Source organism: Streptomyces sp. WAC 06738 (assembly GCF_003945505.1).
Classification (GTDB): domain Bacteria; phylum Actinomycetota; class Actinomycetes; order Streptomycetales; family Streptomycetaceae; genus Streptomyces.
In genome coordinates this window covers 455840-482549 of record NZ_CP029618.1, presented here as the reverse complement: position 1 = coordinate 482549, position 26710 = coordinate 455840, and the positions used below count along the sequence as shown (strand labels likewise).

Annotated in this window: 21 protein-coding genes and 2 pseudogenes; 13 read left to right on the top strand and 10 right to left on the bottom strand. The window is 75.3% G+C overall.

Going from position 1 to position 26710, the window contains the following annotated elements; all coding sequences use genetic code 11:
- Positions 1-92 precede the first annotated feature (92 nt).
- Both DMB38_RS01840 and DMB38_RS01835 read left to right on the top strand, forming a co-directional pair.
- Positions 93-1427 (top strand): transcriptional regulator, encoded by a 1335-nt coding sequence (locus tag DMB38_RS01840; protein WP_125933654.1) that lies wholly within the window; start codon positions 93-95, stop codon positions 1425-1427.
- Between the two features lie 44 nt (positions 1428-1471).
- Complete coding sequence (locus tag DMB38_RS01835; RefSeq protein WP_078898122.1) at positions 1472-2005, top strand: NUDIX hydrolase; 534 nt, start codon at positions 1472-1474, stop codon at positions 2003-2005.
- 104 nt (positions 2006-2109) lie between these two features.
- On the opposite strand, the gene DMB38_RS01830 is transcribed toward DMB38_RS01835, so the two are convergent.
- Positions 2110-2367, bottom strand: a complete 258-nt coding sequence (locus DMB38_RS01830) for a hypothetical protein (protein WP_047014484.1) — start codon at positions 2365-2367, stop codon at positions 2110-2112.
- 321 nt (positions 2368-2688) lie between these two features.
- Here DMB38_RS01830 and DMB38_RS01825 point away from each other — a divergent pair, with 321 nt between their 5' ends.
- Genes DMB38_RS01825 through DMB38_RS01815 form a run of 3 tightly spaced genes read left to right on the top strand, consistent with a single transcriptional unit; the run spans position 2689 to position 6385 of the window.
- Positions 2689-3009, top strand: coding sequence for an SHOCT domain-containing protein (locus tag DMB38_RS01825; protein WP_125933653.1), 321 nt, complete (start codon positions 2689-2691; stop codon positions 3007-3009).
- Positions 3006-3818, top strand: coding sequence for an ABC transporter ATP-binding protein (locus DMB38_RS01820; RefSeq protein ID WP_125933652.1), 813 nt, complete (start codon positions 3006-3008; stop codon positions 3816-3818). The genes DMB38_RS01825 and DMB38_RS01820 overlap by 4 nt, the downstream gene beginning before the upstream one ends.
- Positions 3815-6385, top strand: coding sequence for an FtsX-like permease family protein (locus DMB38_RS01815; protein ID WP_125933651.1), 2571 nt, complete (start codon positions 3815-3817; stop codon positions 6383-6385). The genes DMB38_RS01820 and DMB38_RS01815 overlap by 4 nt, the downstream gene beginning before the upstream one ends.
- Positions 6386-6450: 65 nt before the next feature.
- On the opposite strand, the gene DMB38_RS01810 is transcribed toward DMB38_RS01815, so the two are convergent.
- Positions 6451-6780 carry a hypothetical protein gene (locus tag DMB38_RS01810; RefSeq protein ID WP_125933650.1) on the bottom strand — a complete coding sequence of 110 codons (330 nt, stop codon included), beginning with the start codon at positions 6778-6780 and terminating at the stop codon, positions 6451-6453.
- Positions 6781-6932: 152 nt separating this feature from the next.
- Between DMB38_RS01810 and DMB38_RS01805 the strand changes: the two genes are divergently transcribed.
- Positions 6933-8075, top strand: a complete 1143-nt coding sequence (locus tag DMB38_RS01805; protein ID WP_125933649.1) for a PLP-dependent cysteine synthase family protein — start codon at positions 6933-6935, stop codon at positions 8073-8075.
- A gap of 28 nt (positions 8076-8103) precedes the next feature.
- Here DMB38_RS01805 and DMB38_RS01800 read toward each other — a convergent pair whose 3' ends face one another.
- The gene (locus tag DMB38_RS01800; RefSeq protein WP_125933648.1) at positions 8104-8925 is read right to left on the bottom strand and encodes a DeoR/GlpR family DNA-binding transcription regulator; all 822 of its coding nucleotides are present in this window, start codon (positions 8923-8925) and stop codon (positions 8104-8106) included.
- Between the two features lie 211 nt (positions 8926-9136).
- Here DMB38_RS01800 and DMB38_RS01795 point away from each other — a divergent pair, with 211 nt between their 5' ends.
- Positions 9137-11602, top strand: coding sequence for a hypothetical protein (locus tag DMB38_RS01795; RefSeq protein ID WP_125933647.1), 2466 nt, complete (start codon positions 9137-9139; stop codon positions 11600-11602).
- Here DMB38_RS01795 and DMB38_RS01790 read toward each other — a convergent pair.
- The 3 genes from DMB38_RS01790 to DMB38_RS01780 form a co-directional block, all read right to left on the bottom strand.
- The gene (locus DMB38_RS01790) at positions 11572-14025 is read right to left on the bottom strand and encodes a right-handed parallel beta-helix repeat-containing protein (RefSeq protein ID WP_125933646.1); all 2454 of its coding nucleotides are present in this window, start codon (positions 14023-14025) and stop codon (positions 11572-11574) included. The two genes, DMB38_RS01795 and DMB38_RS01790, sit on opposite strands and share 31 nt — an antisense overlap.
- Before the next feature lie 98 nt (positions 14026-14123).
- Positions 14124-14693, bottom strand: coding sequence for a DUF6643 family protein (locus tag DMB38_RS01785; RefSeq protein ID WP_125933645.1), 570 nt, complete (start codon positions 14691-14693; stop codon positions 14124-14126).
- 191 nt (positions 14694-14884) lie between these two features.
- Entirely contained in the window at positions 14885-16039 is a 1155-nt protein-coding gene (locus DMB38_RS01780; RefSeq protein ID WP_125933644.1) for a glycosyltransferase, read from the bottom strand.
- 300 nt (positions 16040-16339) lie between these two features.
- Here DMB38_RS01780 and DMB38_RS01775 point away from each other — a divergent pair.
- The 3 genes and pseudogenes from DMB38_RS01775 to DMB38_RS01765 all read left to right on the top strand — a co-directional run bounded on the left by DMB38_RS01775 (position 16340) and on the right by DMB38_RS01765 (position 18260).
- Positions 16340-17139, top strand: a pseudogene (locus tag DMB38_RS01775) (aspartate/glutamate racemase family protein).
- Positions 17140-17183: 44 nt separating this feature from the next.
- Complete coding sequence (locus tag DMB38_RS01770; protein WP_125933643.1) at positions 17184-17714, top strand: hypothetical protein; 531 nt, start codon at positions 17184-17186, stop codon at positions 17712-17714.
- Positions 17715-17771: 57 nt separating this feature from the next.
- Positions 17772-18260 (top strand): NUDIX domain-containing protein, encoded by a 489-nt coding sequence (locus DMB38_RS01765; RefSeq protein WP_125933642.1) that lies wholly within the window; start codon positions 17772-17774, stop codon positions 18258-18260.
- Positions 18261-18339: 79 nt separating this feature from the next.
- Here DMB38_RS01765 and DMB38_RS01760 read toward each other — a convergent pair whose 3' ends face one another.
- From DMB38_RS01760 to dhaK, 4 genes are all read right to left on the bottom strand, one after another.
- Complete coding sequence (locus DMB38_RS01760; protein ID WP_240661916.1) at positions 18340-19368, bottom strand: 2-dehydropantoate 2-reductase; 1029 nt, start codon at positions 19366-19368, stop codon at positions 18340-18342.
- A gap of 179 nt (positions 19369-19547) precedes the next feature.
- Entirely contained in the window at positions 19548-19952 is a 405-nt protein-coding gene (locus DMB38_RS01755) for a PTS fructose transporter subunit IIA (RefSeq protein ID WP_125933641.1), read from the bottom strand.
- Positions 19945-20556, bottom strand: a complete 612-nt coding sequence (gene dhaL, locus DMB38_RS01750; RefSeq protein WP_206337616.1) for a dihydroxyacetone kinase subunit DhaL — start codon at positions 20554-20556, stop codon at positions 19945-19947. The genes DMB38_RS01755 and dhaL overlap by 8 nt, the downstream gene beginning before the upstream one ends.
- Positions 20557-20645: 89 nt before the next feature.
- Positions 20646-21638 carry a dihydroxyacetone kinase subunit DhaK gene (gene dhaK, locus DMB38_RS01745; RefSeq protein WP_125933639.1) on the bottom strand — a complete coding sequence of 331 codons (993 nt, stop codon included), beginning with the start codon at positions 21636-21638 and terminating at the stop codon, positions 20646-20648.
- Positions 21639-21910: 272 nt separating this feature from the next.
- Here dhaK and DMB38_RS01740 point away from each other — a divergent pair, with 272 nt between their 5' ends.
- The 3 genes and pseudogenes from DMB38_RS01740 (at position 21911) to DMB38_RS37425 (ending at position 26492) form a co-directional block, all read left to right on the top strand.
- Entirely contained in the window at positions 21911-22696 is a 786-nt protein-coding gene (locus DMB38_RS01740; protein ID WP_125933638.1) for a class I SAM-dependent methyltransferase, read from the top strand.
- A gap of 123 nt (positions 22697-22819) precedes the next feature.
- Positions 22820-23734, top strand: coding sequence for an oxygenase MpaB family protein (locus DMB38_RS01735; protein ID WP_125933637.1), 915 nt, complete (start codon positions 22820-22822; stop codon positions 23732-23734).
- A 41-nt stretch (positions 23735-23775) separates the two neighbouring features.
- Positions 23776-26492, top strand: a pseudogene (locus DMB38_RS37425) (serine/threonine-protein kinase).
- Positions 26493-26710: the final 218 nt, after the last annotated feature.

Below are 26710 nucleotides of genomic sequence, written 5' to 3'. Positions count from 1 at the left end.
GGCGCACACGCCACGACTGCGGGCGCGCACTTCACACCCCGTGTGAAAGGCCCTCGGTTACGCTGGCGAACACCCTGCTCGCAGGAGGGCACATGGAGCCCAACACCCTGCTCGACGCGGCGCTCGACGAAGCCGGGATCTCCCACGCCGGGCTTGCCGCGCACGTCAACCGGGCCGGTGCGGCCCGCGGACTGCGGCTGCGCTACGAGCACACCGCCGTGGCCCGCTGGCTCAAGGGCCAGCGACCACGCGGCCAGGTGCCCGACCTCATCTGCGAAGTGCTGGCCGAACGGCTCGACCGCCCGGTCACGTTGGACGACATCGGCTTCGGCGCCGCCGGCGGCCCCTCGGCCGCCGCACCGCTCGCCCGCTTCGTCGAGCGCGCCACCGCCCTGTGGCGCTCCGACGAGCAGCAGCACCCGCACGTCGTCAGCGCCCGCGCGCTCACCGGCACCCCCGCCGTCATCCCGGTGTGGGAGTGGGAGAACCCGCCCGAGGACGGTGACGTCTCCCGCAGCGGACCCGTGCACGTCAGCGAGGCCGACGTCACCACCCTCCAGGCCGCCCGCGCCCACTACGAGCAGATGTACCGCAAGGCCGGCGGCATGGCGACCCGCGCCCGCGTCGTGCGCTTCCTCAACTCCGAGGCGGCGCCGCTGCTTCGCGGGTCGTACGGCGACGACGTCGGCCGCCGGCTGCACCGGGCCACCGGCGGCCTCGTCGCCGTCGCGGGCATCTGCGCGTACGACTCGGACGCCCTCGGCCTCTCCCAGCGCTACTTCCACCAGGCGCTGCGGCTGGCCAAGGCCAGCGGGGACCGCGGCTTCGGCGCGTACGTCATCGCCATGCTCGTCAACCAGTCACTGTTCCTCAGGGAGTACCGCCAGGCGGTCGCGTTCGCGGAGGCCGCGCTGCGGGCCGCCGACCAGGACGTCAGTCCCGCCCTGGCGGCCGATCTGTACGCGATGCAGGCCAAGGCGTACGCCTTCCTCGGCGACCGCTCGGGCACCCTGGCCTGCATCCGTCGCGCCGAGTCCGCCGCCGGGCGGATCAGCGCACGCCAGGAGCCGGCCGAGACGGACTACGTCCAGCCGGGTCTGGTCAACGTGCAGGTCGCCGAGGCGCTCTTACGCATCGGGGACCTGCGCGCCGCCCGCGAACAGGCGGCGACCGCCGTGCACCGGCCGGCCCACGACCGGGGCCGGGTGCACCGGCTGGCGATTCTGAGCCACGTCGAACTGCGTCAGGGGGACGCCGAGGAGGCGGCGCAGGCGGCGCTGGAAATGGCAAGAGCGGCCAGAGGGATGGAGTCGCAGCGGCTGCGGGACAGGTTGCGCGCGGTCCGTCGCCATCTGACCGAGACCGGCGGAGGAGGGACCGCCGAGGCGGCGGAGCTGATCGACGCAGCGTTGCGCGTTCCGCTCTGACGCGGGGGCCGCCACCGCCACTGGACGGCGACAAGGGGGACTACGTGCGATGGAGGAATCTCAGGGAGCACACCGTGTACGAAAACCGCTGGTTCCGCGTCAACCTGGCCGACGTGGAACTCCCGGACGGGCGCCACCTTGATCACTACCTGATCCGCCTGCGACCCGTCGCCGTGGCGACCGCGGTCAACGAGGCGAACGAGGTGCTGCTGCTCTGGCGGCACCGTTTCATCACCGACGTCTACGGATGGGAGCTGGCCGCCGGGGTGGTGGAGGACGGGGAGGACCCCGAGACCGCCGCCGCCCGCGAGATGGAGGAGGAGACCGGCTGGCGGCCCGGCCCGCTCACGCACCTGATGACCGTCGAGCCGTCCAACGGCCTGACGGACGCCCGGCACCTCATCTACTACGCCACGGAGGCGGTGCAGATCGGCGACCCCGAGGACGACTTCGAGTCCGACAGACGCGAGTGGGTGCCGCTGAAGGGGGTGCCCGACATGGTCGGCCGCGGGGAGGTGCCCGCCGCGAACATGGCCGCGGCGCTGCTGATGCTCCATCACCTCCGCCTCGGCGCCTGATCCCCGCGCCCCGTCCGCGCGGGCGGGCGACCCGCGGCCGCACCGGTCCGCCGGTCCCGCCACTGCGGGACCGGCGGGCGGTGCTCGCCGGCCGGGTCCGCCGTTCAGCGGCCCAGGGCCTGCCATAACGCCAGTGCCATCGCCCCCGCGCCGGTGAGCGCGGCGATCGACGGCAGTGGCCAGCGCGAGTGCTCCAGCGAGGTGACGCGTGCCGTCAGCTCGTCGATCTCACGCTCCATCTGCTGACTGCGCTGCGACAGCAGTGCGAGCCGTCCGTCGATGCGGGCCAGGCCCACGTCGAGGGAGCGCCGGATCTCGGCGAGCTCGGACACGACCGCACTCGTGTCGGTTTCGGTGGCCACGGTCTGCTCTCCTTCGTCCCGTCCGTGCCCCGTGTCCGCTTCCATGGAAGCGTTACCAGGGGGGCGCGCGGCAGCGTGTGGAGGGTGCATATGCACGTGCCCCGGGTGCGCCCCGTGTGAATAAGTCACGCACGGTGACGGACGCCGGCGTACGGACCGGCGCACGCCCTCCGCGGACGGCGGCCGGAAGCAGCCGGAGACGGCCCGCATACTCCGCCGGGAGCAGGCCAGGTGCCGCTGGCCGTACGACGACCCGGACCCCCTCCCGGCGGGAGTCTCGATGGTGTCGGCACCACAGAAACCATCGAGGAGTGAAGAACGATGAACACCCTGGCGCACTGGAACGACGGCGGACCCGGACCGTGGATCCTGCTCTTCCCGCTCATGTGGGCCCTGGTCCTCGGCGGCCTGTTCTTCTTCGCCCGCCGCGTCGTCCGGCGCGGCCGCGGCGCCCCCTGGCAGCGGTTCCGCGGCGGCCCGGACGGACCGGGCGCCTCCGGCTACGGCGAGCAGTCGCCGATCGCGGTCCTCGGCCGGCGCTTCGCGGCCGGTGAGATCGACGAGGACGAGTACTGGCGCCGGCTCTCCGTGCTGAACGAGGAGTTCGGCCGCCGCGGCGAGGGCAAGGGCGGTGCGGCATGACATCCGCGGCCACCGCCCCCGTACGCACCGGCGCGGCCGCCCGCGTCGTCGACGCGGTCAAGGTCTACGGCAGCGGCGACACCGAGGTCCGGGCGCTCGACGGCGTCGGTGTCGCCTTCCCGGCCGGGCGGTTCACGGCCATCATGGGCCCCTCGGGGTCCGGGAAGTCCACGCTGATGCACTGCGCGGCCGGCCTCGACACGCTCACCGCGGGGGCCGCCTTCATCGGCGACACCGAGCTGGGCGCGCTCGACGACAAGCGGCTGACGATGCTGCGCCGCGACCGGATCGGCTTCGTCTTCCAGGCGTTCAACCTGCTGCCGACGCTGACCGTCGCGGAGAACATCACGCTGCCGATGGACCTCGCGGGCCGCCGCGGCGACCCCGCCTGGATCGACTCGCTCATCGACGTGGTCGGCCTGCGCGACCGGCTGCACCACCGGCCCGCCGAGCTGTCCGGCGGCCAGCAGCAGCGCGTCGCCGTGGCCCGCGCCTTCGCCGGTCGCCCCGACGTCGTCTTCGCCGACGAGCCCACCGGCAACCTCGACTCGCGCTCCGGCGCCGAGGTCCTGGGCCTGCTCGCCGGCACCGTGCGCGAGCTGGGCCGCACCGTCGTCATGGTCACCCACGACCCGGTCGCCGCGGCCTACGCCGACGAGGTGGTCTTCCTCGCCGACGGCCGGCTCGTCGACCGCATGGCCGCGCCCACCGCGGACCGCGTACTGGACCGCATGCAGCGCTTCGTGGGCGAGAGCCCCCGTACGGCACGTTCCCTGGACACCACCGCGGAGAGGAAGAGCCCGTCATGAGCGGCACCCGCGCGTCGCTGCGGCTGAGCATGGCCGGACTGCGCACGCACAAGCGGCGGTTCGCCGGCACGTTCTTCGCCGTGCTCCTCGGCGTCGCGTTCCTCGGGGGCACCCTCGTCATGGGGGACACCCTCAGGTCCAGCTTCGACGCCATGTTCGGCCGCGCCACCAGCGGTACGGACGCGGTGGTGCGCGGCGACGACATGATCACCACCCCCGGCGAGTCGTTCGGCACCCGCAGGACCGTCCCCACGGAACTGGCGGACGAGATCGCGCGGATGCCGGGCGTCGCCGCGGCCGAGCCCCGCATCGAGGGCCCCGGCCAGCTTCTCGGCAAGGACGGCGAGCCGGTGGGCGGCGGGGGCCCTCCGACCCTGGCCGGCAACTGGATCGCCGACGAGGAGCTGAACTCGTACCAGATCGACGAGGGCCGCGCGCCCGAGCGCTCCGGTGAGGCGGTGATCAACCGGGGCGCCGCGAAGGACGCCGGCCTGGGCGTCGGCGACACCACGACCGTGCGCACCCCCGACCCGCTCGAGGTGACGATCGTCGGCATCTCCACCTTCGGCGGCGAGGACGGCATGGGCCAGACCAGCTTCACGGCGCTGACCCGGGCCGACGCGGAGAAGTACCTGACCGCCGAGCCCGGCCGGGCCACCAGCATCCAGGTCCGCGCGGACCCGGGAGAGAGCCAGGCCGCGCTGGTCGAGGCCCTGGCCCCGGCGCTTCCCGACGGCATCGAGGCCGTCACCGGGCAGGAGGTCACCGAGGAGAACCAGGACCAGATCGCGGGCCAGTTCCTCAGCGGCTTCACCGCCGGACTGCTCGGCTTCGCGGGCGTGGCCATGCTGGTCGCCACGTTCAGCATCTACAACACCTTCGCGATCGTCGTGGCCCAGCGCACCCGCGACAACGCCCTGCTGCGGGCGCTCGGCGCCACCCGGCGCCAGGTCGTCGGCCAGACCATGGCCGAGGCCCTGGTCGTCGCCGTGCTCGCCTCGCTCGTCGGCCTCGCCGGCGGCGTGGGGATCGCGGCCGGGCTCCAGGCGCTCTTCCCTGCGGTCGGATTCCCGTTCCCCGACGGCGACTTGGTGATCAGCGGGCTGTCGCTTGCGCTGCCGTTCGCCACCGGCGTCGTGGTGTGCCTGGCCTCCGCGCTGGCGCCCGCCGTCCGCGCCGGCCGCACGTCGCCGCTCGCGGCGCTCCGCGAGACCGCCGTGGACGACGCGGGCTCCTCCCGGGTACGTGCCCTCGTCGGCGGCGTGCTCACCGCCGCGGGCGCCGTGCTGACCGTGTACGGGGCTGTGCCCGGCGGGGCCTCGTCTGACCCCTCGGTGATGCTGACGGTCCTCGGCGCGGTCGTCACGCTCGCCGCGTTCGTGGTGCTGGGTCCGGTGGCGTCCTCGTACGCCGTACGGATCCTCGGCGCCCCGCTGCGCCGCATGAACGGCCGCCTGGCCCGCCGCAACGCGCTGCGCAGCCCGAAGCGCACCGCGGCGACGGCGACCGCGCTGATGATTGGCGTCGCCGTGGTGTCGCTGTTCACGGTCTTCGGCGCCTCGCTGAAGTCGACGATGGACCAGACCGTCTCGCGCGCCTTCGCCGGCGACGTGGCGGTGCGGGTGCCGGCGTTCGGGCCGGAGAGCGGCGCGCTGAGCCCGAAGGTCGCCCCGGCGGTGGCGGAGCTGCCGGAGGTGGAGCACGCGCTCGGCCTGGGCAGCGGCGTGGCCCGGGTCGACGGCGACGGCAGGGCGCTGACGGTCACGGATCCCGGGCGGATGGGCGACGTGCTGGACCTCGGCACGGTCCGGGGCAGCCTGACGGATCTGGGCACGGACGGGGTCGCGGTCTCCAGGAGCGAGGCGGACGACCACGGCTGGCAGGTCGGCAGCACCGCGCGGTTCACTTTCACCGACGGCGAGAAGCGGCCGTTCACCGTACGGGCCGTCTACGACCAGGCGGACCTGGCCGGGGACTACGTCCTCACCCGCGAGGCGTGGGAGCCGCACCGCATGCAGGACTCCGACTCGCTGGTCGCCGTCGCCTTCAAGGCCGGCGTGGCCGAGGCGGACGGCAAGGCGGCGGTGGAGAAGGTCGCCGAGCGGTACGGCAACCCGGAGGTGCAGACGCGCGACGAGTTCGCCGAGTCCTCGGCGGCGGGCGTCGACATGATGCTGACGCTGGTGTACGCGCTCCTGGCGCTCGCCGTGCTCATCGCGCTGCTGGGCATCGCCAACACCCTGACCCTCGCCGTGCACGAGCGGACCCGCGAACTGGGCCTGCTCCGCGCGGTCGGCCAGACCCGGGCGCAGCTCCGCGCGATGGTCCGCTGGGAGTCGGTGCTCGTCGCCGCCTTCGGCACGGCGGGCGGCCTGACGCTCGGCGCGTTCCTCGGCTGGGCCATGACGAAGGCCACCGACTCCTCCGGCGACGGGGTGTTCACGGTGCCGCCGCTGCAGTTGGCGATCGTCGCCCTGGTCGGCCTCACGGCAGGCGCCCTCGCGGCCTGGCGTCCGTCCCGCCGCGCAGCCCGGCTGGACGTCCTGGGCGCGATAGCGACGGAGTGACCGGCGCAGACCCGCCGCGACCGGCCCGTCCGGCTCCCCGGGGAGTGGGACGGGCCGTCGTCACGTCAGCCGAAGTCCGGCCTGCCGCGGGCGGCGCGTACCGCTTCGAGGAAGCGGCCCGCCGCCTTCTCGCCCGACTCCTCCTGCTTGCCCTGCTCGCCCGTGAGCGTCAGGACGTACTGCCTGCCGTTGACCGACGCCACCGCCCGGTCGCCGCGGCCGAACCACGGGCGGGCCGCGCGCACCTCCTCGACCGGGGCGCTGTCGATCTGGGTGCCGTAGCTGGTCAGCAACTCCAGCCGGCCGTCCTTGATGTGCACCTGTCCCGCCCGGGTCAGCGAGCGCAACCAGCGCCCTATCCGAACCCCGCGAGCCGTGTACTCCGTCTCCGCCACGCCGACCCTCCTCGGCTCCCCCACAGCGCTCCCCCTGGAGCGATGAGCGCGCATGGGCGGCACCGCCCCGCGACAAGGAGGCGGCACCAGCACTCCTGCCAGTGTGCCCACGACCGGCCGAGGTGGCCAGAGGCCCCGCATATGATCGGGTGGTGACCGCCAGCGCACACCCCCCGGCCGCCGCGCCCGGCGGCGCCCTCCCCACCCTCGACGTCGACCGCAGCGACCCCGCGGCCCGCGCCTGGCTCAAGGAGGCCGTGCGCAAGGTGCAGGCCGACGCCAACCGCACCGCCGACACCCATCTGCTCCGCTTCCCGCTGCCCGAGCGCTGGGGCATCGACCTGTACCTCAAGGACGAGTCGACCCACCCCACCGGCAGTCTCAAGCACCGCCTCGCGCGCTCCCTCTTCCTCTACGGCCTCTGCAACGGTTGGATCCGCCCCGGCAAGCCCGTCATCGAGGCGTCCTCCGGCTCGACCGCCGTCTCCGAGGCGTACTTCGCCGACCTCATCGGCGTGCCCTTCATCGCCGTGATGCCGCGTACCACCAGCAGCGAGAAGACCCGCCTCATCGAGTTCCACGGCGGCACCTGCCATCTGGTGGACGACCCGCGGACGGTGTACGAGGTGTCCGCCCAGCTCGCCGAGGAGACCGGCGGCCACTACATGGACCAGTTCACCTACGCCGAGCGGGCGACGGACTGGCGCGGCAACAACAACATCGCCGAGTCGATCTACACCCAGCTCCGCCTGGAGCGCTTCCCCGAGCCCGCCTGGATCGTCGCCACCGCGGGCACCGGCGGCACGTCGGCCACCATCGCCCGCTACGTGCGCTACCTCCAGTACGACACCCGCGTCTGCGTCGCCGACCCGGAGAACTCCTGCTTCTTCGCCGGCTGGGAGAGCGGCGACCCCGGCGTCACCGTCGACCGCGGCTCGCGCATCGAGGGCATCGGCCGCCCCCGCATGGAGCCCAGCTTCCTGCCCGCGGCCATCGACCGGATGATGAAGGTCCCCGACGCGGCCACCGTCGCCGCCGTACGCGCCCTGGAGCGGGCCATCGGCCGCCGCGCGGGCGGCTCGACGGGCACCGGGCTGTGGAGCGCGCTGCGGATCGTCGGGGAGATGGTCGCGGCAGGCCGCAACGGCAGCGTGGTCACCCTGATCTGCGACCCGGGCGACCGCTACCTCGACAAGTACTACTCCGACGACTGGCTCGCGGAGCAGGGCCTCGACATCGGCCCGTACGCCGCGCACCTCGACGCCTTCCTCACCACCGGCCGCTGGACCTGCTGAGGACCCGGGCGCCCGGCGGCGCCCCGGCTCAGCCCTCCGCCGGCTCCTGCGGCTCGCCCGCGACCACGACCTCCGGCAGGTGCTCCGCCATCTCCGCCCGCGCCTCGGGACGCACCCCCGGGTCCGTCACCAGCGCGTCCACCGCGTCCAGCGAGGCGAAGGAACTCAGGCCCACCGTGCCCCACTTGGTGTGGTCCGCGACCACCACGACGCGCCGCGCCGCGCGCACCAGATGCCGGTTCGTCTCCGCCTCCGCCAGGTTCGGCGTGGAGAGGCCCGCCTGCACCGATATCCCGTGCACACCGATGAACAGCACGTCGAAGTGGAGCGTGCGGATCGCCTGGTCCGTGACCGGGCCGACCAGCGAGTCCGACGGCGTCCGCACCCCGCCGGTGAGCACCACCGTCGCGCCGCGCGCCCCCGGCTGCTGCGCCGCGTAGAACACGTCGGCCACGCGCACCGAGTTGGTCACCACCGTCAGGTCCGGGACCTCCACCAGATGCCGCGCCAGCGCGAACGTCGTCGTCCCGCCGGAGAGCGCGATGGCCGCGCCCGGCGCCACCATCTGCGCCGCCGCGCGGGCGATCTCCTCCTTCGCGCCCGTCTCCCGGGAGGACTTGGCCTCGAAGCCCGGCTCGTGCGTGCTCGCCTCGGCCAGCGGCACCGCACCGCCGTGCACCTTCTCCACGACCCCCTGGCGCGCCAGCGCGTCGAGGTCGCGCCTGATGGTCATGTCCGAGACGTTCAGCCGGCGCGTCAGCTCGTTCACCCGCACCCCGCCGCGGCGCCGGACCTCGTCCAGGATGAGGGCCCGGCGCTGCTCCGCGAGCAGGTTCTGGTTGTCGCTCACGCCGTACGCCCTTCGTCCCGGGGTCGCTTGTCCGGGTCATCCTCCCACGCGGGTACGTCACCCGGCCGCGGATGTCCGCCCGCCGGGGGACCCCGGGAACCCCCGCGTCACGATTCTGCTTCGCCTCCCGCGCGGGAAGCTGCACCGGACGGCCGATCCCGGGATGCTGGACACCGGTAGTGACCGCAGGACGGTACGGGGGGCGAGAGGCATGCAGCCGGAAGCGCTGAGCGCCAAGGTGCGCACACCGCCGGGCGGGACGGACGGGTCCGAGGGCACCGCGCCGCAGCCGGCGCTGGAACTGCTGGTCCACGGCGTCGGCGGGGCCACCCCGCAGGAGATGCTGGGGGACCCGCGCACGGAGCTGGTCACCGGCGACCGCACGGCCGGCATCCACCGCCGTACGGAGGACGTGCGGACAGAGGAGCCGGCGGGGGAGGAACGCGGCGAAGACGGCGGATCCCGTACCGAGCCGGTGCAGGAGGCGTACTGCTGGTCGAACCTGACCTCGGGCAACGGCGCCCGCGCGCTGTGGCTCGTCCTCCTCCCCTTCATGATCGCCAACCTCGCGCACTGGATGCGCCCCGCCGCCCCGTCCCGGCACGGCGCGCACCGGGCGTACGACGTCCTCGTGCGGATCTTCGCGCTCACGCTCACCGTCCAGCTCGTGCTGGCCGCCGGCGAGGTGACGCTCGACCTGCTGGCCTGGCAGTGCGCGGGCAGCACCCACTGCGTCGCGGACAAGTCCTGGCTCGGCTTCATGTCCGCCGAGTCCGGCGGCTGGTTCGGCGGGCCCGGCCGGCGGCTCGCGCTGGCCGCGCTGGTGCCCGTGCTGCTGACGGCCCTGCTGTGGTGGCTGTCGCGGCGCACCTGGAGCATCTACGAGTCGGCCAAGCCCTCGCCGCGCGCGGGCGCCCCCGGCACCACCGGTGAGCAGCCGGCGCTCTCGCTGCCCGGCTTCTGGTACGGGCGCCGCCTGGTGGCCCGGCTGCGCGCCGCGCACACCGCCACCGGGCTGCTCGCCGTCGCCTCCGCGCTCATCGCCGTCACCGCCGCGGCCGACGACGGCACCGGCGGCGGGCTCCGGGCCACCGGCTGGGTCCTCGGCGCCCTGACCGCCGCCGGCTGGATCGCCGTCGTCGCCCTGGTGTGCCGCTCGGGCCGTACGGAGGCGGAGCCGGACATGGGCGAGGACCGCCGCGCCGTACGGGCCCTGCCCCTCGCCGCGCTCGCGCTGCTGGCGGCGGTGCTCGTGCACACCGCCTGGTCCCGGCCCGGCTGGGTCTCCACCGGCCGGCTGCCCGGCACGTCGGTCTTCGGCGGCCTCGCCGTGGCCCAGGGCGTGCTCGCCGCCGGGCTCGCGATCACCGGCCTCCTGCTCCAGCGCCGCGCCACCGGCGAGCCGCCCGCGCTGCGCGGCCTCGGCGGCGCCTGCGTGGCGCTGCTGGCCAGCGCGGTGGCCGGGGTCTTCTCCGGCGGCGTCGCCCAGCGCGTCGCCGACTGGCTGGACCGCGGCGCCACCCCCGGCGAGAACGGCCCGCTCGCGGGACCGCCCGTGGTGCTCTCCTGGCAGGCCACGGCGATACCGCTGATCGCCCTCCTCGTGCTGCTGCTGGCGCTGGCCGGCGGCTGGCGGATGTGGGTGCTGCGCCGCCGGATCGCCACCGAGGTCGCCGGGCTCTACCCCACCGAGCACCGCTACACCGGGGACAACGACCCGCGCACCGGCCGCATCGCGGGCGCCATCGCCCGCGCCCGGCTCACCGACGACGCGCCGCCCGCGCTCGGCGCCGCCGCGCTCGCCACCCTGATCCTCGGCGCGGGCGCCGTCCTCGGCGCCTGGTTCACCGACGAGGTGCCCGGCAAGGCCGCCCGCGGCGCCCCCGGACCGCTGCCGGGGCTGGCGCAGACCGGGCAGGCGCTCGGCTCCTGGATGATGGGCGCCGGGGTCATCCTGCTGCTGGCCATGGGCCGGCAGGCGTACCGGGATCCCAAGTCGCGCCGTACGGTCGGGATCCTCTGGGACGTCGGCACCTTCTGGCCGCGCGCCGCCCACCCCTTCGCACCCCCCTGCTACGCCGAGCGCGCCGTGCCCGACCTCGCCTGGCGGACCAGCACCTGGACCAGCCGCACCGGCGGCTGCCTGGTCATCTCCGGGCACTCCCAGGGAAGCGTGCTCGCCGCCGCCGCGGTCTGGCAGCTCGACCCGGACATCCGCGGCCGGGTCGCGCTGCTGACGTACGGGTCACCGCTGCGCCGGCTCTACGGGCGCTGGTTCCCCGCCTACTTCGGCGACCGGGCGCTGGCGGAACTCGACGACCAGACGCACGCCTGGCGCAACCTGTGGCGGCTGACGGACCCCATCGGCGGCCCGGTGCGGCCCACGCCGCCGGACGGGCGGCCCAGCGACGTCGACCGCAAGCCGCTCAAGGACCCGCTCGCCTTCGAGCGCACGCCGGAACACCCGCTGCCCGCCGCGATCAACGCCCACTCCGACTACCAGGCCGACCCGGCGTTCGCCGTCGAGCGCGCCGAGCTGATCGCCCGCATCTCCGTCGCCCCCGCCGCGCCCGTGGAGGAGTGGCCGCGGCAGGTGCCGCGGCCCGCGGGGGAGCCGGACGCGGAGACCGCGGAGGGCGCGGCGGCTCAGGGCAGGACGGGGATGTCGTCCGGGTAGAGGAGCGTCAGTTCGTCGGTCGTGGGGTCCGGAAGCTGGGCCACGCGGCCGGCGTGCCGCTCCACCATCGCCTCGAACGTCTGCCGCGCGGTACGGCCGTTGCCGAAGCCGGCGCCCTTGGGGATCACGGTGAAGTACTTCAGCAGCGCCTCGTCCGTACCGTCACCCAGCCGGTACTCGTGCTCCTCGGCCTGCTGCGTGACTATCCGCAGCAGTTCCTCCGCGGTGTAGTCGCCGAAGGTGATGGTGCGGGAGAAGCGCGAGGCCACCCCGGGGTTGACGGCGAGGAACCGCTCCATCTCCGTCGTGTAGCCGGCGGCGATCACCACGACCGACTCGCGGTGGTCCTCCATCAGCTTCACCAGCGTGTCGATGGCCTCGCGGCCGAAGTCGCGGCCGGAGTCCTCGGGCGCCAGCGCGTACGCCTCGTCGATGAAGAGCACGCCGCCGTGGGCGCGTTCGAACGCCTGCTGGGTGCGGATCGCGGTCGAGCCGATGTGCTCGCCGACCAGGTCGACCCGGGAGACCTCCACGAGGTGCCCGCGCTCCAGCACGCCCAGCGACGAGAGGATCTCGCCGTACATCCGCGCCACGGTCGTCTTGCCGGTGCCGGGGGAGCCGGTGAAGACCAGGTGGCGGCGGACCGAGGCGGCCTTCAGACCCGCCTGCCGGCGCCGCCGGCCGACCTCGATCATGTCGGTGAGCGCCCGCACCTCGCGCTTGACGTTCTCCAGCCCGACCAGCGCGTCCAGTTCCGCCAGCACCTCCCGGGCGGGCCGGGCCGCGGGCTGCGCCTCGGCGGCCGGCCGTACGGCACCCGCCGCGCCCGCCTGCTGCGGCGCGAACGCGCCCAGCAGGCCGTCCGGTTCCGGCTCGGTGCGGGCGGCGGGCACGGTGGGGCGGGCGCTGGCCATCTCCGCGCTCTCGTCGCTCGTGCAGTCCTCCACGACGGGGCCGCCGCCGGAGCCCTCGGGGGCGGACGGGCCCGCGTCCGCGAACTCGTACCCGCCGCGCGCGCAGCGCTCCGTACGGCAGCGGGTGAGGGCCGAACGGCAGCCGTCGATGACATGGAAGCCGTACCCCAGGCTCCCGGTGACGCGGCAGCCGGTGAACGAGCCGCGCCCCGCCGCCGAGACGAAGACCCCGGCCTCCGTGGGCGAGGTGATCGTGCAGCCCTCGACCGCCGGGTCGGCGCCCTTGGTGACGATGATCCCCGAGGCGACCGAGTCGACCGTGGTGTCCCGCACCGTGCCGCCGCTGCCGTGGTCGCGGAACCACGCGCCGGTCGCCGCGTCCCGGATCCGGCACTGCTCCAGCGCCACCGTGGCGCCGTCGCTCACCGACACCGCCGTGCCGCGGATCTGCGCGAGGTCGGTGTCCGTGGCCTCGACCGACGAGCCGCGGTCGAGGACCACGAGCGCGTCGGGCACGTCGTGCACCCGGCAGGACGTGAACGACGCCGCCGCACCGTCGCTCACCCACACCGCGGGATAGTCGCCGGTGCTGTCGTGGACCTCGCACTGCGCCGCCTCGGCGCGCGTGCCCGCGTCCCACACCGACAGGCCGTTGCGCCCGAACCGGCGCACGGTGACCCGCGCCAGCCTCGCCTGCGCGCGCGAGCGGAGGTCCACGGCGTTCTCCGGGACGTCGTGGACCTCGCAGTCGGTGAGCTTGACGACGGCCTCGGTGTCGAGCGAGATGCCGTCCCCCGAGGTGCGGTGCACCGTGCAGTCCGTCAGCTCCCCGGAGGCGCGGGACGTCAACTGCACGCCGGCGCCCTTGATCTCGTAGACCTCGCAGCCCACCGCCTCGACCGTGCTGCCCTCACCGGTGAGCAGCAGCCCCGCGCCGCCCGCGTGGTGGATGCGGCACTGCGACAGGTGGGCGCTCGAACCGCCGCGCACCGCGATGCCGCTGCGCCCGGCGGCCAGCACCTCGCAGTTCTCCAGCGCGCCGCCGGACCCGTCGGCGAACGTGACCCCCGTGCCGGCCGGGTTGTCGACGGCGCAGCGGCGGACCGTGGGCCGGGCGTCGCCGCGGACCTCGATGCCCGCGGCGGAGCGGGTGACGACCCGCAGCCCGGTCAGCTCCGGCCGGCCCGACTCGACGAGCACCGCCGGGACCGCCGCGTCCTCCCCCTCGACGTGCAGCCCCTCGACCACCGCGGACGCCCGGACGGTCAGCGCCACGCCGTCGGCCGGCGCGATGCGGACGGAGCCGACGGCGCCGCCCGGACCGCGCAGCGTCACCGCCCGCTCCAGCACGACGTTCTCCCGGTACGTGCCCGGGGCCAGCGACAGCACGTCGCCGTCGCCCGCGGCCTCCAGGGCCGCCGCGAGCGACCCGTACTCCCCGGTGCGCCGGCGCCATCGCCCGGTCCTTACGGAGCCGGTGTGCGTGACCTGGACGGAGCCCTGTGCCATGTCCTGCTCTGCCCCCACCTCGTGCGTCGGCTTGGCTGAGGCACCACCGTAGCGCGCGCGGCGAGGTCGGCCGGCCACTGTTCAGGGCCGGCCGGTGCTCAGTAGCGCTGTCCGTCCTGGTAGTACGGCCTGGCGTACTGATCCGCATACGTCTGCGGGGACGCCGGCCGGGCGGGCTGGGCCGGCTGCGGCGGCGCGGGCCGCGGAGCGACGGGGCGCATCGCCTCGTACCCGGGGGGCGCCGACTGCTGCTGCGGGCGCGGCTGTTGCTGCGGACGCGGCTGTTGCGGCTGGGGGCGCTGCTGCTCGTACCCCTGGTCCCAGCGGGCGGGCTGGGGCTGCTGCGGGACGAACGGCTGCGGCGGGGCCGGCTGGGGCGCGGCCTGGTGGCCGTACACCGTCGGCTGCGGGGTGTGCGCGAGGTGCGTCCCGTGCGGCTGGTGGGGGTGCGGCGCGGGAGCGGGCGCGGGCGCCGGCACCGGGGCGGGCGGCAGGGCGGCGCGGGGCGCGGGCAGGGCCGGCAGGTGAGGGCCGGAGTCGTACGAAGGGACCCGGATCGGGGCGATCTGGGGAGTACCCCGCTCTTCGACCAGACTGTCGTAGATCGGGGTGTCGGGGAAAGCAGGCGCGGCATAGTAGCCACTGCCGTACGGGCGGGGGGAGGTCATACCCCATAAGTTAAGCCCACGATGTGGTCGTTGGGGAGACCGATAAGAAGGTTGTTTTGCGGGTTCCAAGTGACCGACCCTTGTCAATGCGTGTCAACGCGGGCAAATCTGGCTTCTCGACGTGTTGAGATTCTGTAAAGAGCAGGTGGACGGGGGGAGTTGGGCTACTCGTGCGTACGTACGCGTGCGGTTCACGCATACGTACGCCCCTTCCACGCGGCCCCCTTGCCGCGGTGGTGCCGTACGGCCGAATCCACCGTCATGAGCAGATACAGCCCCGCCGTGAACGGCAGCAGCGCGGACGCCCACGGCGGCTGTCCGTAGTACCGCAGCACGGGCAGGTACGTCCCCGCCATCACCGCCCACGCGAGCGCCCCCGCGACGGCGACGGCGGGCGCGCCGCCCAGCATCCCGGCGGCCACCGCCAGCGGCGGCACGAGGTACACCAGGGCGAGCCCGCCCACGGCGGCGGCCAGCAGCAGCGGGCTGTGCCGGAGTTGGGCGTAGGCGCTGCGCGAGACCATCCCCCACAGCTCGGCGAGCCGCGGGTACGGCCGCACGCTGTCGACCCGCTCGGCGAGCCCCAGCCAGATCCGGCCGCCGGTGCGCTTCACCTCCCGCGCCACGGACACGTCGTCGATGAGCGCGCCGCGCACCGCCTCGGGGATCCCCGCCCGGCGGGCGGCGTCGGCCCTGAGCAGGACGCAGCCGCCGGCCGCGGCCGCGGTCCTGCCGCCGGCGCGGTTGACCCAGCGGAACGGGTAGAGCTGGGCGAAGAAGTACACGAACGCCGGCACGACCAGCCGCTCCCAGCCGGTGGCGGTACGCAGCCGGGCCATCTGCGACACGAGGTCGTACCCCCCGGCCTCGGCGGCGGCGACCAGCTCCCGCAGGCTCTCGGGCCGGTGGGCGATGTCGGCGTCGGTGAGCAGCAGATACTCGGCGTCGGCCCGGTACGCCTGCTCGATCCCGTGCCGCAGCGCCCAGAGCTTCCCGGTCCACCCCTCCGGGGGCTCACCGGGGGAGGAGACGGTGAGCGGAAGGGCGCGGTCCCCGGCCTTCTCCGCGAGCGCGCGGGCGGTCTCGGCGGTGCCGTCGGTGCTGCCGTCGTCGACGAGGAACACCCGGGCCTCTCCCGGATACGCCTGCGCCAGCAGGGAGGGCAGGCTGTCGGGCAGCACGGCGGCCTCGTCCCGCGCGGGCACGACGACCGCCACGGAGGGCCACTGCGCGGGCGGCGGCCGCAGCGGCAACCGCACGTCGGTCCGCCAGAAGAGCCCCTGCCCGAGCAGCAACCAGCCCCAGGCGGCGAGCGAGAACAGGACGATCCACGCCAGCAGAGTCACGGCCCAAGTCTCCCGCGGCGCCGCTCGCCGGGCGAGCACCACGGGGCGAGTCGCGGCGGACGCGGTGCGGCAGCGGGGGATGAAGGGCGCACGGCGCCACTCTGCGCTCCGGCCCGGCCCGGAGGACCCGATACGCCCCGCGCCGCCGGTCGCCCCGCCGCCCCTGCTCCGCCGGCCACCGCGGGCCGCCGCGTCACTCGCCCGCCGGGTCCGCACGTCGTCGGGAGGGCCGCGATCGGGGCGGCTCCACCCCGTGTGACCGGGGGCCGCCTTTCTGCCGGAGGCACTAAAGTGACCGGCGTGAAGATCGCGCTTGTGGATTCCGGGCTCGGGCTTCTGCCCGCCGCCGCCGCCGTGCGGCGGTTGCGGCCCGATGCCGAGCTCGTGCTCTCCTCCGACCCCGACGGCATGCCCTGGGGCCCCGGGAGCCCGGGGACCTGGGGGAGCGGGTGCTCGCGTGCGCGCGGGCCGCCGTCGCGTACGGGCCCGACGCGCTCGTCGTCGCCTGCAACACCGCCTCCGTGCACGCCCTGCCCGCGCTCCGCGCCGAGCTGGAGCCCGCGCTGCCCGTCGTCGGCACCGTGCCCGCCGTGAAGCCCGCCGCCGCGGGCGGCGGCCCGCTGGCGGTCTGGGCGACGCCCGCCACCACGGGCAGCGAGTACCAGCGCCGGCTCATCCGCGACTTCGCCGGCGGTGCCGCCGCCACCGAGGTGCCCTGCCCCGGCCTCGCCGACGCCGTCGAGCACGGCGACGAGGCCGCCGTCGACGCCGCCATCGCCGCGGCCGCCGCCTGCACCCCCCGCGACGTCACTGCCGTCGTCCTCGGCTGCACCCACTACGAACTCGTCGGCGAACGCATCCGCGCCGCCGTCCGGCAGCCCGCCGCACCGCCCCCCGCGCTGTACGGCTCCGCCGGTGCCGTCGCCGGGCAGGTGCTGCGCCGTATCGGCGCCGCCCCCGCCCCCGCCGCGGCGCCCTCCGGCGAGCTCACCGTCCTCCTCTCCGGCCGCCCCGGCGCCCTGCCGCCCGCCGCCCTCGGGTACGCGGAGGGGCGGCTGCTGGCGGGCGCTCCGGCCCGCTCCGGGGCCGTACCCGGATAGCCGCCGCACTGCCGCCGCCGCCCGGCAGGCGTACCCTCGGGGTCATGAAGGACGACCGCCCCCGTGTGTGGACCGGGCGGGCCACGAGCCGCGTGCAGTGGCTTCTCGCCCTGATCGGTGCTGCCTGCATGGCCCTCGGCATCGAGCTGGCCGTCGCCGCGCCCTGGACCGGCGGGCTCGCCCCGCTGGTCATGTCCGTCGTCGGCTGCATCGCCGCGGGACTGCTCGTCCTGGCCGGCACCCTCGCCTTCGTGCACGTGGCGGTGAGCGTCGACGACCAGGCCCTGGAGATCCGCTGCGGCCACTTCGGGCTGCCGCGCCGCCGCATCCCGCTGACCGAGGTGCTCGCCGCCGACTTCGAGCCCCGCGTCACGCCCCGCCACTGGGGCGGCTGGGGCTACCGCTGGCGCCCCGGCAAGGGCACCGCCGTGGTCGTGCGCCGCGGCGAGGGACTGGTGCTGCGGCTCGCGAACGACCACGACTTCACGATCACCGTCGACAACGCGGAAGAGGCCGTGCGCGCCATCCGCGGCCGCCTGCGCCACCCCCTCACCGGCGGCACCGCCGAGGCGTAGTCCGCCGGTCACACGGCGTTTCCCGGCCGCCCGCGGGGTCCGTTTACGCTTACGACCATGGCGACACCCGACTTCATCCGCGAGCTGCGCGCGACCGCCGGCCAGCAACTGCTCTTCCTCCCCGGCATCAGCGCCGTCGTCGTCGACGACGGCCGGGTGCTGCTCCACCGGCGCGCCGACACGGGCCGGTGGAGCATCATCGGCGGTATCCCGGAGCCGGGCGAGCAGCCGGCGCAGACGGCGGTCCGCGAGGTGCGCGAGGAGACGGGCGTCGTGTGCACGGTGGAGCGGGTCGTGGGCGTCGAGGCGCTGGACCCGATCCAGTACCCGAACGGCGACAAGTGCCAGTTCATGGACATCACGCTGCGCTGCCGCGCGACGGGCGGCGAGGCCCGGGTCAACGACGACGAGGGGCTGGAGGTCGGCTGGTTCGCCCCGGACGCGCTGCCGCCGGACCTGGAGGACTTCGCCCGCCACCGGATCCGGCTGGCGCTCGCGGACGGACCGACCTGGTTCGCGGAGGCGGCGGCGACACCGGGCGCGTAGCACCGCGCAGAACGCTGCCCACGCCCCTCAGGCCGCCCGCCGGGCCCCTGTCCCAGCTCTCCGCGCCCCCTCACCGCTCTCAGCCCCCGGCGCCGCCCGTCACCGCCGTCAGCTCCGCGAGCAGCTCCGGACCGCTCCAGTGGCGCCGCTCGCCCGGCTTGCTGGACTCCGCCTCCAGGATCAGCTCCGCCAGCCGCGCGTTCGCCGGTGCCCGCAGGCCGTGGCGCGCCGCCAGCCCCATCACCTCGCCCTGCAGCGTGTCGATCTCCGTGGGGCGGCCCTGCTGGAGGTCGTCCCACATCGACGAGCGGGCCTGTTCGTCCACGCGCAGCGTCGCCGCCGCCAGCCGGCGGAAGAGCCAGTCGGGCAGGCGCAGGACCAGCGGCATGAGGCCCGGCGGCACCGGGCCCAGGCGGGCGGGGGCCAGGTTCGCCGCGCGGAAGGAGGCCAGCGCCTCGCGCTGGCAGAGGGCCAGGCAGGCGCGGTACGCGCGCTGCCCCAACTGCTCCCGCAGCGGCAGCCCGGAGAGTGCGTTGATCGCGTTGTTGAGGTTCATCAGCAGCTTCGCGTGCTGGACGTCGGGCATGTCGTCGCGCTGCTCGATCTCCAGCCCCGCCTGCGTCATCGCCACCACCAGCGGAGCCGAGCGCTCGCCCCCGTCGACCATCAGCACGCCCGCCGTCCCCTGGTGGAACACGCCGGGGGCCGCCTGCACCACGTTGTACGGGACCATGCCCGTGACCACCGCCCGCCCCGGCAGTCCCTGGCTCAGCACCGCCGGGTTGCGCAACCCGTTCTGGAAGCTGACGACCGTCGCGCCGGGGGCCAGGTGCCCGGCCAGTTCGCGGGCGGCCTGGGCGGTGGCCGCGGACTTCACGGTGACCAGGACGTAGTCCGCCCCCGCGGCGGCCTGCGGCCCGGTCGCCAGGCGTATCTCGGCCGGTGGGACGCGGCGGTCCGCCCGCCCGCCGCCGGTGAGCAGCAGGCCGCGGGAGCGCAGTACGTCCATCGCCGCCGGCCGGCCGACTAAGGTCACGTCGGCCACTTCCGCCAGCATGCCGCCCAGATGGCAGCCGATGCTGCCCGCGCCGAACACGGCTATCTTCACGGTCCCGCCCCTTCGTTCCCGGCGGCGCCTCCGCGCGCACGCCGACTCCGGCGGCGCACGCCGGCGCCGCTACCACCTTCGACTGCCTTCCCCGCCGCGAGCGCTCCCATCCGCCACCGCCGACGGGATCCCGCGGCACACGTCTGCCCCGGCCGCCCCAGGGGCCGCCGCGGGCCCGCTCAGACCTTGCGGTACCCGTACGCCTCCTGCGCCGCCGCCTCCACCGCGTCCAGGTCCGCCCCCGTCGACGCCGTGACCACCGCCGCCACCGCGCCCTCCACGAACGGCGCGTCCAGCAGCCGCGCTCCCGCCGGCAACTCCTCGTCCTCCACCAGCGACTTCACCGTCAGCACCGCGCTGCCGAGGTCCACCAGCAACCCGACGCCCGCGCCCCGGTCCGCCGCCCGTGCCGCCGCCGCGATGCGGTCCGCGTCCGTGCCGAAGCCGCCGTCCGCCGTGCCGCCCGCGTGCTCGACGGCCACGGTGTCCACGCCCGCCAGCGCCACCGCCATCCGGGCCACCGACTCGGCGACCGCGGCGCTGTGCGCGACGAGCACGAGGCCGACCAGCGGGCCCTCAGCCACCGGACACCGCCTCCACCGTGTCGGCCAGCGCGCCGACCAGCAGCGCCGACGACGTCGCGCCCGGGTCCTGGTGGCCGATGCTGCGCTCGCCGAGGTACGAGGCCCGGCCCTTGCGGGCCCGCAGCGGGATGGTGTCCTCCGCGCCCTTGTCGGCCGCCGCGCGCGCCGCGCCGTAGCCGTCGCCGAGCGCCGCCACGGCCGGGGTCAGCGCGTCGAGCATCGTCTTGTCGCCGGGCGCCGCGCCGCCGAGTTTGGCGACCGCGCCCACCCCCTCGTCCAGCGCCGCGCGCAGCGCCGCGTCCGTGACCTCGGCGTCGTCGCCGAGGGCCTTCCCGGTGGCGCGCAGCAGCGTGCCGTACAGCGGTCCTGAGGCGCCGCCGACCTTCGAGATCAACTGCCGCCCGGAGAGCACCAGCACCGCACCCGGCGTCTGCGGCGGCTCCTCCTCCAGCGCCGCGCGCACGGCGGTGAAGCCGCGCTTCAGGTTGGCGCCGTGGTCGGCGTCGCCGATCGCCGAGTCCAGCTCGGTGAGGCGGTCGGCCTCCCGGTCGACGGCCGCCGCGGTGGTGAGCATCCAGCGGCGGAAGAATTCCGCGTCGAGCACGTGCCGCATCCCTTCTCGTACCTGCTTGTGCACACTCCGTCGGACCTGCCGCCACGGGACCGGTGTGCGGGCCCCCATACCGCGGGACCTCACATCCCCCAGCGCAGCCCCGGCGTCCGCACGGGCGCGTCCCAGAGGCGCAGCAGCTCCTCGTCCGCCTGGCACAGCGTCAGCGAGACCCCCGCCATGTCCAGCGACGTCACATAGTTCCCGACGAGCGTACGGGCCGACGACACGCCCCGCTCCGTCAGCGCTCGCTGCACCTCCGCGTTGAAGCCGTACAACTCGATCAGCGGGGTCGCGCCCATGCCGTTGACCAGCGCCAGCACCGGTCCTGAGGGCCGCAGGTCCTCCAGTACGGCGTCCACGGTCACGTCGGCGATCTCGCGCGACGTCATCATCGGCCGCCGCTCGCGGCCCGGTTCGCCGTGGATGCCGATGCCCAGCTCCAGCTCGCCGTCCGGCAGGTCGAACGTGGGGCTGCCCTTGGCCGGCGTCGTGACCGCGCTCAGCGCGATGCCGAAGCTGCGCGAGGACTCCACGACCTTGCGGGCCAGCGCCTCCACCCGCTCCAGCGGCGCGCCCTCGTCGGCCGCCGCCCCGGCGATCTTCTCGACGAAGAGCGTCGCGCCGACACCGCGCCGGCCCGCCGTGTAGAGGCTGTCGGTCACCGCCACGTCGTCGTCCACGAGCACCTTCGCGACCTGGATGCCCTCGTCCTGGGCGAGGTCGGCGGCCATGTCGAAGTTCAGCACGTCGCCGGTGTAGTTCTTCACGATGAACAGCACGCCCCGGCCGGCGTCCACGGCCGCCGCGGCGCGCGTCATCTGGTCGGGGACGGGCGAGGTGAAGATCTCGCCGGCGCACGCCGCGTCCAGCATCCCGGGGCCGACGAAGCCGGCGTGCAGCGGCTCGTGCCCCGAGCCGCCGCCGGAGACCAGACCGACCTTGTCGGTGACGGGCGCGTCCCGCCGCACCACCACCCGGTTCTCGACGTCGACCGTCAGATCGGGGTGGGCGGCGGCCATGCCGCGCAGGGCGTCCGGCACCACGGTCTCCGGCACGTTGATGAGCATTCGCATGGGTACCTCCGGTGGCGTTCGCGCCCGGTGACGATCGGCTCTGGCTTGCCCAGTATCACGGCACCGGCGGTCCCGGTCACTCCCTGGGCAGGCGTCGGAGGTACACCCGGACGGGAGGTTTGGCGGCCATCGCCCGAACGGACGCTCGTCGGTGCGGCCCGCTTGCGCATGCGTGTTCGGCACCTAGACTCTGCGGCCACCGTCCGGCCCGTACGACTGACGTCCCTCATCCGTCCCACGCTCGTTCCACCGCAATTCACCAGGGGTGCACCTTGCCGCGGAAGAACCTGACAGCAAACCGGACAACCCTCACCCACCGCGTCCGCTACGCCGCCCGCCACCCGGACCGCGTCCCCCGCTACCTCGCCCGTGCCGGCCGCGACGCCTGGCTGCGGCTGCGCCACCCCCGCGACCACGTCGCGTACTACCGCGCCGTGATGCGCTCCGACTCCGCCGCCGACCCGGAGGCGGCCGTGGGCAGCAAGTCGCACGACCGCTGGCTGGCGCTGGGCAAGATGCAGTTCGACTACCTCGTGGAGCACGGGCTGCGGCCGGGCGACCGCATGCTGGAGATCGGCTGCGGCAACCTGCGGGCCGGCTGGCGCTTCATCGACTACCTGGAGCGCGGCCGCTACTACGGCCTCGACATCTCCCCGGACATCCTCTTCGCCGCCCAGGACACCATCGTGCGGCACGAACTGCAGGACAAGCTGCCGCGCCTGACGCCCGTACGCGACCTGACCTTCGCCTTCCTCCCGGCCGCGCACTTCCGCGTCGTCCACGCGCACAGCGTCTTCTCGCACTCCCCGCCGGACGTCATCGACGAATGCCTCGCGCATGTCGGCCGCGTGCTGCGGCCCGACGGCTGGTTCGACTTCACCTTCGACCGCACGGAGACCGAGGAACACCACGTGCTGCGGGAGGACTTCTACTACCGCACCGAGACCCTGGTGGCGCTGGCGGAGAAGCACGGGCTGAGGGCGGAGTTCATGGCGGACTGGGAGAAGCTGCCGCACGGCCAGTCCAAGATCCGCGTACGCCCCCCGGCCGCCGCCTGACCCCTCACGCCCCGGTCGCCCGTACGAACCGGGCCGGGACCCGGACTCCGGCGTACGCGCCCGGCGGGCGACAATGGACCCGGCGCACGGCGGGCGCCCGCGCGCCGTTGGGGAGGGGTCCGTATGGGCGTGCCCGAAGGGGAGCCGGATCCGGGGCTGTTCGGGCCCGCGTCCGTGACCTGGCAGTTGCACAGCGACCCGGTGATGTGGATCGCCGGAGTCCGCGCGCTCTACCTCCAGGCGCTGCACCCGCGCGCCGTCCGCGGCGTCATGCAGAACTCCGACTTCCGCGCCGACGCCTGGGGCCGGCTCATGCGCACCGCCGCCTTCGTCGGCACTGTCACCTACGCCGCCGCCCCCGCCGCGGAACGCGCCGGCGCGCGCGTGCGGGGCATCCACCGCCGGCTGCGCGCCGTCGACCCCGTGACCGGCGAGAGCTACCGCGTGGACGAGCCCGCGCTGCTGCTCTGGGTGCACTGCGCCGAGGTCGGCTCCTACCTCGACGTCGCCCGCCGCTCCGGCCTGACGATCCCCGACGCGTACGCCGACGCCTACCTGCGCGAACAGCGCACCGCCGCCCGCCTCGTCGGCCTCGACCCGCTCACCGTCCCCGGCGACACCGCCGCCCTCGCCGCGTACTTCTCCGACGTGACCCCGGAACTGGCGGCCACCCCCGAGGCCGCCGACGTCGACGACTTCCTGCGCCGCCCGCCCGTCAACGCGCTCCTCGTCCCCGCCCGCCGCCTGCTCTGGCGCCGGGTCGCCGGCCTCGCGTACGCGACGCTGCCGACGGTCGCGCACGAACTCTACGGCCGCCCCGCGCCCCCGCCCGCCGTGGTCGACCGCCGGCTGCGCGCGACCGCCGCGCTGCTGCGCGCCGTCCCCGCCGGGCTGCGCTGGCGGCTCCCGCCGCGAAACATACTGAAAGCCATGGACCGCCTCGGTCCCGCATCGCGGCCCTCGCCTTCCACGCTCATACGAACGGCAGCCATACTGGACGAGTCGGGGGATAAGGCCACGGGTAACAGCCACGAGTGACGACGAGGCGGCGGCAGCGACAGCGGGGGCGGCAGGGGGAGATGGCGGAGACCAGGCTGATCCAGGGCCGCTACCGGCTGCTCGAACTCCTCGGCCGCGGCGGCATGGGCGAGGTCTGGCAGGCCCGCGACGAGTCCCTGGGCCGCCGCGTGGCCGTCAAGTGCCTGAAGCCCGCGGGCCAGCACCGCCAGGGGCATCCGCTGTCCACGGCGATACAGGAACGCTTCCGCCGCGAGGCCCGCGTCGCGGCGCTGCTCCAGCACCGCGGCGTCACCGTCGTGCACGACTTCGGCGAGGACGAGGGCGTGCTGTACCTCGTCATGGAGCTGCTGCAGGGCCGCAACCTCAGCCAGTTGCTGGAGGCGGGCGGACACCGGCCGCTGCCTGTCGAGGAGATCATCGACATCGCGGAGCAGGTCGCGGCGGCGCTCGCGTACACCCATGACCAGGGGGTCGTGCACCGGGACCTGAAGCCCGCGAACATCATGCGCCTCGGCGACGGCACGGTGAAGATCCTCGACTTCGGCATCGCGCGCCTCGCGCACGACATCGGCTTCACCTCGCGCCTGACCGGCGCGGGGGGCATGGCCATGGGCACGCCGCACTACATGTCGCCGGAGCAGATCTCCGGCGGCGGGGGCATCGACCACCGCAGCGACTTGTATTCGCTGGGCTGCGTGCTGTACGAACTCGCCACCGGCGTCCCCCCGTTCGACATGGACGACGCCTGGGCGATCCTCGTCGGCCACCGTGACACTCCGCCGGAACCGCTGCGCACGCACCGCCCGGAGATCCCGGAGCCGCTGGAGCGGGTGGTGCTCGACCTGCTGGCGAAGGCCCCGGAGGACAGGCCCGCGAACGCGGGCGAGTTGTCGGCGCGGCTGCGCGGGAGCCGCGCGGCGGCGGAGGCCGCGGGCCGGGGCAACGGGTCGGGGCAGGGGAGCGGGGAGCACGGAAGCCGCCGGGAGAGCGGGGAGGACGGGCAGGCCCGGGAGAAGGGCGCGACCCCGGGGGAGAGCCGCGGGAGCGGGGAGGCCGGGTTGCCGGCGTGGACGGCCGGCCTCACGGCGGGCGCCCGCTCCGTACGCGCGCCCCGCGAGACCCCGGCGCACGGCCGCCCGGAGGACGCGCTGCTCCGCACCTGGCCCCCGGCGAACGGCACGCCCCCGCCCACGTGGCCGGAGCGGGGCACCGGCCCGGGCATCCCCACGAACGGCACCTACGGCCCGGGCGGCGGCACGCCGAGCCCGGCCGCCGCCTACGCCCCCGGCCCACCCCCGCCGTACGGCCCGGGCCCAGGTGGGGCGTACGGCGAGCCCGCGGCCGGTGCCGGTCCCTCCGGCGATCCCGCCCACGGCTCCGCCGCGGTGCACCACCCGGGCGGCGCCCCCGGCGCCGGACACGGCCCCGGCGCGCCCGCGCCCGGTTCCGGTCACGGCCCCGCCGGGCCGTACGGATCCGGCGGCACCCCGAGCGTGCATGGGCCCCTCCCCGACGGCTCCGGTGCCCCCACCGGGCATCACCCCTTCTCCCACGCGCCCCCCTCCTTCCACACCCCGCCCCACTCCACCCACCCGCCGCACCCCTACGCGCCGCCCACCACCCAGCCCGGCCGGCCCCCCACCCCCAGCACGTCCTCGACGCCTTCGCCGGGCGCCACGACGCCGCCGTCAGCCTCGCCCGCCTCGGCCGGTGGGAGGAAGCCGCCGCCGCCCACCGCGCCCTCGCCGCCGAACGTGCGGCCGCGCTCGGCGGCGACCACCCGGACACCCTCTCCTCCCGCCACCAGACCGGCCTGTGTCTCGCCCGGCTGGGCCGCACGGCCGAGGCGCTGGAGGAGTTCAGGACCGCGGCCGCGGGCAGGGAGCGGCGGCTCGGCCGGGAGCACGTCGACACCCTCGCCGTCCGGCAGGAGACCGCGTACGCCCTCGGGCAACTCAACCGGCACGCCGAGGCGCTGGAGGTCTACGGCGGGGTGCTCGCGGACCGCGAGCGGACCATGGGCTACGAACACCCCGACACCCTGCGCTGCCGCCACAACCTCGCGTACACGCTCAGCCGCCTCGGCCGCTACGAGGAGTCCTACCGCGTCGCCAGCGAGGTCACCGCCGTCCGCACCCGGGTGCTCGGCGCCGACCACCCCGACACCCTCGTCACCCGCTACGAGGTCGGCCACGCGCTCGGCAGCCTCGGCCACTGGGAGCAGGCCCTCGCGACGTACCGCGAGGTCGCCGCCGCCCGCGCCACCACCCTCGGCCGCGACCACCCCGACACCCAGGCCGCGCGGTACGAGGCGGGCATCTGCCTGGGCCGCCTCGGGCGCCACGAGGAAGCCCTCGGCCACTACGAGACCCTCATCGCCGACCGCACCCAGACCCTCGGCACCCGCCACCCCGAGACGCTCCGCGCCCGCCACATCCGCTGCGTCACCCTCGGCCGCCTCGGCCGCTGGCAGGAGGCCCTGACGGAGGCCCGCGAGGTGACGGCGGTACGCGAACGGGCCCTCGGCCCCGAGCACGCCGACACCCTCGCGGGCCGCCGCGAGATCGCCGTCGCGCTGGGCTGGCTGAACCGCTGGGCGGAGGCGCTGACCGTCCACCGCGAGGTCGCCCGCGCCCGCGAACGCACCCTGGGCGCGGCCCACTCGGAGACCCTGTCGAGCCGCCACGACGAGGCCCACTGCCTGGAGCAACTGGGCCGCACGGCGGAGGCGGCGGAGGTCTACCGCCTGGCGGCCTCCCGCCGCGCGTCCGGCTGAGACAGGGGGGCGGCCGGCGGTACGGAAGGGGGCACGGGGCAGGCGCGGCCCGCCCCGGCCGCGGGCGCTGCGGCTGCGCGCCGGGCCGCGGCGGATGCCCCCCTGGGCGGGCCTCCGCGCAGCGACCCTCACGCCGCATGCCTGACCGCCCCGGCCGTGCCGCTCCGTCCCGCCGCCGCTCCGGCACATTCCGGGGCGCCGCGCCCGGCCGATGCGCC

Coding starts and splice junctions, on each gene's coding strand:
- DMB38_RS01825 (WP_125933653.1), top strand. CDS start 2,689: ATGAACACCCTGGCGCACTGGAACGACGGCGGACCCGGACCGTGGATC.
- DMB38_RS01765 (WP_125933642.1), top strand. CDS start 17,772: ATGGCGACACCCGACTTCATCCGCGAGCTGCGCGCGACCGCCGGCCAG.
- DMB38_RS01795 (WP_125933647.1), top strand. CDS start 9,137: ATGCAGCCGGAAGCGCTGAGCGCCAAGGTGCGCACACCGCCGGGCGGG.
- DMB38_RS01785 (WP_125933645.1), bottom strand. CDS start 14,693: ATGACCTCCCCCCGCCCGTACGGCAGTGGCTACTATGCCGCGCCTGCT.
- DMB38_RS01770 (WP_125933643.1), top strand. CDS start 17,184: ATGAAGGACGACCGCCCCCGTGTGTGGACCGGGCGGGCCACGAGCCGC.
- DMB38_RS01815 (WP_125933651.1), top strand. CDS start 3,815: ATGAGCGGCACCCGCGCGTCGCTGCGGCTGAGCATGGCCGGACTGCGC.
- DMB38_RS01790 (WP_125933646.1), bottom strand. CDS start 14,025: ATGGCACAGGGCTCCGTCCAGGTCACGCACACCGGCTCCGTAAGGACC.
- DMB38_RS01820 (WP_125933652.1), top strand. CDS start 3,006: ATGACATCCGCGGCCACCGCCCCCGTACGCACCGGCGCGGCCGCCCGC.
- dhaK (WP_125933639.1), bottom strand. CDS start 21,638: ATGCGAATGCTCATCAACGTGCCGGAGACCGTGGTGCCGGACGCCCTG.
- DMB38_RS01735 (WP_125933637.1), top strand. CDS start 22,820: ATGGGCGTGCCCGAAGGGGAGCCGGATCCGGGGCTGTTCGGGCCCGCG.
- DMB38_RS01840 (WP_125933654.1), top strand. CDS start 93: ATGGAGCCCAACACCCTGCTCGACGCGGCGCTCGACGAAGCCGGGATC.